Annotated in this window: 13 protein-coding genes; 1 reads left to right on the forward strand and 12 read right to left on the reverse strand. The window is 59.5% G+C overall.

The features are described 5' to 3' along the window. Positions 1-5: 5 nt before the first annotated feature. Entirely contained in the window at positions 6-1,073 is a 1,068-nt protein-coding gene (locus tag ACNAOT_RS23800; protein WP_420181309.1) for a conjugal transfer protein, read from the reverse strand. Positions 1,074-1,189: 116 nt separating this feature from the next. Here ACNAOT_RS23800 and ACNAOT_RS23805 point away from each other — a divergent pair, with 116 nt between their 5' ends. After that, complete coding sequence (locus tag ACNAOT_RS23805) at positions 1,190-1,609, forward strand: helix-turn-helix domain-containing protein (RefSeq protein ID WP_420181310.1); 420 nt, start codon at positions 1,190-1,192, stop codon at positions 1,607-1,609. A gap of 299 nt (positions 1,610-1,908) precedes the next feature. Here the strand turns inward: ACNAOT_RS23805 and ACNAOT_RS23810 are convergent, their stop codons facing one another. The 11 genes from ACNAOT_RS23810 to ACNAOT_RS23860 all read right to left on the reverse strand — a co-directional run bounded on the left by ACNAOT_RS23810 (position 1,909) and on the right by ACNAOT_RS23860 (position 6,354). Further along, positions 1,909-2,283: a hypothetical protein gene (locus ACNAOT_RS23810; protein ID WP_420181339.1), complete on the reverse strand. Its 375-nt coding sequence runs from the start codon at positions 2,281-2,283 to the stop codon at positions 1,909-1,911. Between the two features lie 2 nt (positions 2,284-2,285). Further along, entirely contained in the window at positions 2,286-2,684 is a 399-nt protein-coding gene (locus ACNAOT_RS23815) for a ParB family protein (RefSeq protein WP_420181311.1), read from the reverse strand. Next, positions 2,681-3,466 carry a ParA family protein gene (locus tag ACNAOT_RS23820; protein ID WP_420181312.1) on the reverse strand — a complete coding sequence of 262 codons (786 nt, stop codon included), beginning with the start codon at positions 3,464-3,466 and terminating at the stop codon, positions 2,681-2,683. Before ACNAOT_RS23820 ends, ACNAOT_RS23815 begins: the two co-directional genes overlap by 4 nt. Positions 3,467-3,535: 69 nt before the next feature. Continuing rightward, complete coding sequence (locus ACNAOT_RS23825; RefSeq protein WP_420181313.1) at positions 3,536-3,775, reverse strand: hypothetical protein; 240 nt, start codon at positions 3,773-3,775, stop codon at positions 3,536-3,538. Between the two features lie 118 nt (positions 3,776-3,893). Continuing rightward, the gene (locus tag ACNAOT_RS23830; protein ID WP_420181314.1) at positions 3,894-4,139 is read right to left on the reverse strand and encodes a hypothetical protein; all 246 of its coding nucleotides are present in this window, start codon (positions 4,137-4,139) and stop codon (positions 3,894-3,896) included. A gap of 82 nt (positions 4,140-4,221) precedes the next feature. Continuing rightward, the gene (locus tag ACNAOT_RS23835; RefSeq protein ID WP_420181315.1) at positions 4,222-4,464 is read right to left on the reverse strand and encodes a hypothetical protein; all 243 of its coding nucleotides are present in this window, start codon (positions 4,462-4,464) and stop codon (positions 4,222-4,224) included. Continuing rightward, entirely contained in the window at positions 4,464-4,772 is a 309-nt protein-coding gene (locus tag ACNAOT_RS23840; protein WP_420181316.1) for a hypothetical protein, read from the reverse strand. Before ACNAOT_RS23840 ends, ACNAOT_RS23835 begins: the two co-directional genes overlap by 1 nt. A gap of 146 nt (positions 4,773-4,918) precedes the next feature. After that, positions 4,919-5,470: a hypothetical protein gene (locus tag ACNAOT_RS23845; protein WP_420181317.1), complete on the reverse strand. Its 552-nt coding sequence runs from the start codon at positions 5,468-5,470 to the stop codon at positions 4,919-4,921. 129 nt (positions 5,471-5,599) lie between these two features. Beyond that, the gene (locus ACNAOT_RS23850; RefSeq protein WP_420181318.1) at positions 5,600-5,833 is read right to left on the reverse strand and encodes a hypothetical protein; all 234 of its coding nucleotides are present in this window, start codon (positions 5,831-5,833) and stop codon (positions 5,600-5,602) included. A gap of 32 nt (positions 5,834-5,865) precedes the next feature. After that, positions 5,866-6,093 carry a glutaredoxin domain-containing protein gene (locus tag ACNAOT_RS23855; protein WP_420181319.1) on the reverse strand — a complete coding sequence of 76 codons (228 nt, stop codon included), beginning with the start codon at positions 6,091-6,093 and terminating at the stop codon, positions 5,866-5,868. A gap of 12 nt (positions 6,094-6,105) precedes the next feature. Continuing rightward, positions 6,106-6,354: a hypothetical protein gene (locus tag ACNAOT_RS23860; RefSeq protein WP_420181320.1), complete on the reverse strand. Its 249-nt coding sequence runs from the start codon at positions 6,352-6,354 to the stop codon at positions 6,106-6,108. Positions 6,355-6,721: the final 367 nt, after the last annotated feature.

Raw genomic sequence — 6,721 nt, forward strand, 5'->3', positions numbered from 1 at the left:
TCTCCTTAGTTAGTGGGGATGCTCTTGTTGCCGCCAGTGATGGTGGCAACCTGCCAGCGGTCTGAGCCGCCGCCTTCGACTTTGACCAAATCAATGGAGTAGGTCATCTCGACGTTGCCGCCCGACTTGGTTTTCCAGAGCACGGAAGCAACAGCCTTGCGGCTGTCCCCGCTGCCCATGTAAACCGTCCAGGAGCGCAACGAGTCAATGGTGAGAACTCCCCCAAGTCCACTGACGTTTGAACCTGGGGCGGTCAGTGCGCTTACGTCCGACTCCTTGCCGTAAGCCCCGAGAAACGCTGTCATGTAGCTGCGCGTTTGGCTTGTCACAGCGGGGTCGTCAATCGGAGCGGGGTTGGGCTGTACCGGCTTAGGGGTCGTCATTCCGACGGATCCGGGCTGTCCGGTAACGACTGCGCGGCCCTCAGAGATTGCTACGGGAACCTCTAGCGCCTGCCATGCCGAGTCCTGGGCCTTCCAACTGGTCCCGTCCTTCACAAACGGCGTCACGCGCAGATACACGGTGATCTGCGCTTCTTCAGCGCTCACCGGCTCCACTCGTGCAATGTAGGGATCGCTGGCGCTCTGCTTGCCCTTGCCGTCCCAGCCGAGAGCGTTGGACTCGCTGCCGCCCACGAGATCCAAAGCCATTTGCTGGTTGCGGATCTTGGGATTCGACTCGTCCCACGTCAGGTACGACACGGCAAACCGTTCCGCCGTCCCCTGCGCCAACGAGGTCGGGAACTGGACCGATAGCGGCAACTCCGGTGCCGGGGCTGGCGGGACCGGGAACAACATGGCACGAATGCCAAGCCAAACAAAAAGTACGAGGACGGCAATGACCGTTCCTCGTAGAACCTTCGACCAAACCCGCTGGCTTGCCGGTTCCGGCTCGTGCGCCCATGAGGCGAAACGCGCCGAGGCCGGCGCAGCTGATTTCGGCTCACCTGCCGGTGCGGCCAGCTTGACGAACGGATTTTCTGTTGACGGAGTAGACGTTGCGGTCTTCTTGCGTCCGCCCTGCCCCGGACCCTCGCCGCGCATGGCGTCACGAAAAAATGTTTTGAGACTCATTAAAAGAATCCCCCCTTCTTTCCCTGTCAAGTCTATGATTGAATTAGTCAATAGTCAAGATAATATCCACTTTTGAATAGTATTTTCATCCGTAATCTAGGGAGGTGCCGAAAATTGTGATTGAGACCAGCGCTGCTGACCTCAAACGCGCACGCCTAAATGCAAAACTGACGGTCACGCAAGCGGCTGAAGCGTTGGGTGTTGTGCGCACTGCCGTCATTGCCTGGGAGGATGGCAGGGCCTCGCCTACCGTTCCTCGGCTGCATGCGCTGGCCGGGATTTACGGCGTGGACCCAATGTCTCTCATGAGCTTCAAAGAGGGCGTGAGTGACCTCGCCAAATTGCGAGTGGCAGCGGGTCTGCTGCAAAAGGACGTGGCCAATGCAATTGGCGTCACAAGCACGTATTACGGCGCTGTTGAAAGGGGAATCCGCCCGGTGCGCCGGCAATGGATTCCCGCACTTTCAAAGGCTCTGAAAACTACGCCGGAAGTAGTTGAAGCGGCTATTCCGCGGCGGCTCTACATCAGCGATTAGGGTTTCCCCCAGTGTGGACCGCCCGAGATAAATCCTCCGGTCTCCACCGGCCCACAATGGGGAAAACCCCTTCTGAGGCAAGTTCCCCATGGTCCAAGACTGGCGCTGCCGACTCCCCCGCCGTCGTGGTCGGGTTCTTTTCAGCAGGGACGACACACATTGGGCGTGCGGGGCCGAGTTTCAGAGCGACGGCGCGTTATGCCGTGGGCAGCTTCTCAGGCGCTCAGGGGGCTACCGCTGGGCTTACGGGCGGCGATTACCACAATGGCTGACGGCGACAATCACCACTAAGTTCCGTATTAGTTGCCTTCGGGGGCCTTTGTCTTGTAGCCCTGCCGGCTGATTGCCGACTGGGCTTTTTCCAGTTCGGCGCCCAACTCTGCGGCCAGCTCGGCGGCCCTGGTCAGGTGGTCCGTGGCAGTGGCAACGCTCTTAACGGGGTCCCCGCCGTCGTCCTCGTACACGTCGTACTTGTCCAAGGACCGGCCAAGGGACCTGGCCAGCTGTGTGCACGCCTGCGGCAGCATGTGCCCCAGTCCTTTGAGGTTGCCAAGAACGCTGTACACGGTTGGAGCGGCGTGGATCTGGGTAATTGTTAGGTGGTTGATCGCACGGATAGCTTCGTAGGCGTCGTCTGCTTCCTGCACGACTGCGGGTGTCTCGTCCTCGTCCATGCTCACAGTCCTACTCTCGGGCCGGTGGTGAGTTTCTGGTGCATCGGGGCGTAGGGCTCGCCGTTGTTGTAGGCGGCTTCCCGCCGCTGAACCTCGGCAAGAACAGCATTTTGAAGGAACAGCTTGAAGCTCGGTTCCTTTTCGTCAACGGGCGTGTAGTGCCATGCTGCGCGGATTCGTCCGGCTGTCTGCTCGTCCGTGTCGAACTGAAGCTTGGGCGGGGCCTTCCGCTTCGCGCCGGGGGCTGCGTCCTGCGCTGGGACAGCAGTGGGTGCGCTCTGCGCGGCCACTGCTGGCTGTTCCTGGGCTTCGCTTACCTCGACCGGCTCACTGGTGGTTGCAGGTGCGTAGGGGCTGGTTATGGCTGGCCTGCGCCTCTGTGCATTGGCTTTTCCGGTCATGCTGTCCGCCTTTCTTCGATAGCTTCAAAAATTTGGTCGTAGACTTCCGCGATTTTGGCCGCTTCCCGGCTCCATGTGTGGAGTCCCTGGGCAGCTTCCAAAGATTCCCTAATGGCCACGAGGTTGTGAATGGGGCCAAAGATGGGAAGTCCAAAGGCTTGGAGATCTTCGAGAGAACGCGAGTGAAGGTTGGTTGCCTGATGCCTGTTCACAACGAGGCCGGTAACCGTCAATGCCGGGTTGTAGTGCTCGCGCACTACGTCGATGTTTGCCAGTGCTTTTGCTGCCGCGTCCGCGTTGAACAGTCCTCCCTCAACGACGATAAGGGCCTGATCCACGGCGGCTAGGACGTTGGCGGTGATCTGGTTTACGTCACCGGGGCTGTCAATGAGAATCAGATCGTAGTCATCCAGCAATGGTGCGAGGGCTTTTCTCAACCTGAGTTCCCGCCCTGGCTGCGCTTCCGCTGCTAGCTCGGCTTTGAGGTTGGCCAGTCCGGGGCCGGACGGGAGCAGGTCCACGCCTTCCCAAGCGGAAGGAACGATTACTTCCCGCGCCGTCAGTGTTTGGTGTCGAAAGCTGCTTAGTACGTCCGACAGGTCGAAGTCCCAAGTCTGTTCCGGGTCCTGCATGACTACTGAAGTCAGGTCGCCGTTCTCGTCGGCGTCCACGATAAGTACCCGCTTCCCAGCACGAAGGGCTGAATGGGCAACGTGGTACGTCGTTGTAGTCTTGCCCGGTCCGCCCTTTTGGTTGGTCAAAGTGACGCTTTGCGCTTTCATGGTCCTCCGTTGGTCTTGCTGTGATCTTATCGGCCCGTTCCATTACCTCCAATAGAGGCAATGGATTTATTAGAGTGCTCGGATGCTCCGGGCTGCTCCCCTGCTGATTCGCAGCGCTCGGATCTGGTGGAATGCGCTGGCCGCTTCGACGTAGACGACTTCAACGAGTCGCGGGTATCCCTCGACTGCCTTGCAGTCCAAAACCTCCGCCATTCCGCAGGATACGGCGTGTGCCAGATCCCTGTCACTGCATACTGCTGCCGGTCCAGCTGCTCGGCTGGCTGCTTCCCTGAACTGACGAACGCTCATGATTCTCCCTAACGGTGTGGTCTTGCCGGATCGGCTGGTGTCTATTCGATCTATTCCCGCTATTCGAGGTAATAGGGGAAGGAAGGCCCCGCCGCTGTCGGCGGCGGGGCCGCTGCGCCTAGTCGGCCACTGGTCCGCGTATGGCGTTGATTGCCTCGCGCAGCTTGCGGCGGAACTCCGGGTCATGTTCCTGGCTGCACTTCTGGCAGGCCTCCCAGCGGTATCCCTTGCCGCCGCCGCCTTCATAGGCCATGGTGAGTTTCTGCCTGCACTTCACGCAGTGCGTGGGGTGCTCGCCTTTCGCCGTGTAAATCAGCGGCTCGGGTGCGAAGTCGAAAAGCTGGCCCTGTCCCTGAAGTTCCATTACTGCTCCTTGGTTGATCTTGCCGGATCTTATGGATCTATTCTATCTATTCGATGCAATAGATACATAAGATCCAGCTGACCTAGAACAGCGGAATTGTCCCGTAGGAATCGATGCGGACGGGGGCCGGCTCGTGGCTCTTGCGGTGGGCAACCTGCCACATGGTCTTTCTCTTGAAAGTGTCCGTGCAGTCCTGCCCTGGTTCCCGGTGAAACTCTTCCGCCGTCTTGCAGTGGTGGCAGATCACGCGGTACGCCTGCCCCTGCGGGTCCCAGCGCTGGCTAAGAGTGATCGTCTCGATGCCGTTTACCGTGCTGGACTCCATCAGTGGTCCGCCAGCTGATTGCGTGCGGCCTTCGCCTCGATGCTGAGAAACCATGCCGTGCTGCTCGGCGTTCCGGTGATCGGGTGAACGCGGTGGCCCTCGGGTCCGGTGACAGTTTGACCGTCCCGCGTGGCGGCGTGCACGGTGTAGACCCGCTGGTTGTGAAGGCTGTACTGCACTTCCAGCTCCAACGTGAGATCCCAAATGTGTTCCTGGTCGCGCAGCGCCTTCTTGGTTTCAGCGAGGAAGATCAAAGCCTTTGCTTCCTCTGCCTGCTTGCTGGTCGGCTCGCTGTACCTTGCGCTCATGACGGTCGCTCCTTTGTTGATCTTGCCGGATCTTATGTATCTATTCTATCTATTCGATCTAATAGATGCAATAGAGTTTGGCCGGAAGAAATAGGCGCCGGCTCAGGACGAAGGCCCCGCCAGCGGCGGGGCCTTCGTCCTTTGCTCTAGCTGCGTTCCGCGTCTTCCTTCTTGCGGTCCGCGTGCCATTCCAGCAGCGTTGCAATGGAGGCTTGAACCTCTTCAGCCCGGTACATTCCCGGCTTCACGCATCCGCGCATTTCGGTGAGGTAGCGGGCGGAGGCGTCGTGCATCTCGCTCTGAGAGTCGGGCAACCATGTGGCCGCTTCCTCTAGCTTCCAGTCCGTGACCTTGATTGCTCCGATTGGCTTGCGGTACAGCGCGAAGTGTCCGACGGTCACCGGTGAAATTTCCAGCGGGGCGACGTAGTACAGGTATTCCAGATCGCTGTTTGCCCATTCCTGGCAAGCGGTCCCCAGCGTCAGGTTCTCGTCCCTGCGCTCCTTGAAGTGGTCGGCGTCGTCGGTGGCGGCAAATGCCGCGTAGCCCTCAGCTGAGAGGGGGAGTCCCTGCCGCGCTGCGGCGACAATCCAGCGAGTAAGTGACGGCACCTTGTAGGCGGGGCTGGCGTACTGGGCATAGAAGGTGTTCGGGCCGGTGGTCGAGTCGTCGATTACGAGGATTGCGCGAGTTCCCATGATGTTCTCTTTCTTGGTTGATCTTGCCGGATCTTATGTATCTATTCTATCTATTCGATCTAATAGATGCAATATGAGACCGTGCTAGAGGCAGCAAAAAACCCCGCGGATTTCGCGGGGCTTCTTGCGTTACGCTGCGTACTCCGTGGTCACTACGTGGTCCGCTATCGGGCAGGTGCAGAACTTCACCATCTGGAACTCTGCCGCAGACGTTGCCGGATCTCCGGGGAAGATGCTGGAGCAGAACGGATCTTTCGAACGGAACGTGTATTCCGGGTGCGTGGGGCAGTGGAAGTGAACCTTGGTGGAGCGGTCGAAGTGGGTGATCTCGTCTAGCGTGGTTCCTGCTGGGTACGTTGCCATTGTGGCCCTCTCTGGTTGGTAGCTAGTAGTGGTTAGAGGCTCAGAATCTTGTCCGGGCGGAACCCCGCCCAGGTCTCTTGCTCCGTGACGACGACGGGGGCGGACAGGTGGCCGGCTGCTTTGAATGCCTCACGCTCCGCGTCGGTCATTTCCCTGGCCTCGTAGGAGATCCCGCGCTTGTCCATGGCTCGCTTGGTGGCGATGCACTTTGAGCAGTCGCGCCCGTTCTCGTCCTTGACGGTGAAAACTGTGGTGGTCATTGTCCTGGCCCCTTAAGCTGCGGTGGACTGGTGGAGGACCTCGGGCACGTAGGCCCTGCCGGTGGCAACGTCCACGTAGAACAGCCTGCGTCCGGTGCCGCCTTTGAGTGCGTAGTCACCGCTCAGCAGGAGGTTGTTGTAACCGAAGGCGCCACGCTCGATGCCTGCCTCCGGGGTTTCCGTGCTGACCCACCACTTGCGGTCGTGGTTGTAGCTGGCGGCTTCAATGGCCTTGCTGGCCTTCTCGCTGATTCCCTGCATTGTCTTTCCCCTTGCTTGATCTTGCCGGATCTTATGTATCTATTCTATCTATTCGATCTAATAGATGCAATAGATGCAAAGGGTTTGCCGGAAATTTCTGCGCCTCGCCCTCGCTGCGGTATTGGACGTGCATTGGATCAAGCGGGATCACGCAACCTAGTGGTGATTGTCGCCGTCAGCCATTGTGGTAATCGCCGCCCGTAAGCCCAGCGGTAGCCCCCTGAGCGCCTGAGAAGCTGCCCACGGCATAACGCGCCGTCGCTCTGAAACTCGGCCCCGCACGCCCAATGTGTGTCGTCCCTGCTGAAAAGAACCCGACCACGACGGCGGGGGAGTCGGCAGCGCCAGTCTTGGACCATGGGGAACT

Source organism: Paenarthrobacter sp. TA1.8, from assembly GCF_048595705.1.
Taxonomy (GTDB): Bacteria; Actinomycetota; Actinomycetes; order Actinomycetales; family Micrococcaceae; genus Arthrobacter; species Arthrobacter nitroguajacolicus.

Bases quoted from the DNA above. Each gene is read 5' to 3' on its own strand.
- ACNAOT_RS23800 (WP_420181309.1), bottom strand. From the start codon at position 1,073: ATGAGTCTCAAAACATTTTTTCGTGACGCCATGCGCGGCGAGGGTCCG.
- ACNAOT_RS23810 (WP_420181339.1), bottom strand. From the start codon at position 2,283: ATGGACGAGGACGAGACACCCGCAGTCGTGCAGGAAGCAGACGACGCC.
- ACNAOT_RS23815 (WP_420181311.1), bottom strand. From the start codon at position 2,684: ATGACCGGAAAAGCCAATGCACAGAGGCGCAGGCCAGCCATAACCAGC.
- ACNAOT_RS23820 (WP_420181312.1), bottom strand. From the start codon at position 3,466: ATGAAAGCGCAAAGCGTCACTTTGACCAACCAAAAGGGCGGACCGGGC.
- ACNAOT_RS23825 (WP_420181313.1), bottom strand. From the start codon at position 3,775: ATGAGCGTTCGTCAGTTCAGGGAAGCAGCCAGCCGAGCAGCTGGACCG.
- ACNAOT_RS23830 (WP_420181314.1), bottom strand. From the start codon at position 4,139: ATGGAACTTCAGGGACAGGGCCAGCTTTTCGACTTCGCACCCGAGCCG.
- ACNAOT_RS23835 (WP_420181315.1), bottom strand. From the start codon at position 4,464: ATGGAGTCCAGCACGGTAAACGGCATCGAGACGATCACTCTTAGCCAG.
- ACNAOT_RS23840 (WP_420181316.1), bottom strand. From the start codon at position 4,772: ATGAGCGCAAGGTACAGCGAGCCGACCAGCAAGCAGGCAGAGGAAGCA.
- ACNAOT_RS23845 (WP_420181317.1), bottom strand. From the start codon at position 5,470: ATGGGAACTCGCGCAATCCTCGTAATCGACGACTCGACCACCGGCCCG.
- ACNAOT_RS23850 (WP_420181318.1), bottom strand. From the start codon at position 5,833: ATGGCAACGTACCCAGCAGGAACCACGCTAGACGAGATCACCCACTTC.
- ACNAOT_RS23855 (WP_420181319.1), bottom strand. From the start codon at position 6,093: ATGACCACCACAGTTTTCACCGTCAAGGACGAGAACGGGCGCGACTGC.
- ACNAOT_RS23860 (WP_420181320.1), bottom strand. From the start codon at position 6,354: ATGCAGGGAATCAGCGAGAAGGCCAGCAAGGCCATTGAAGCCGCCAGC.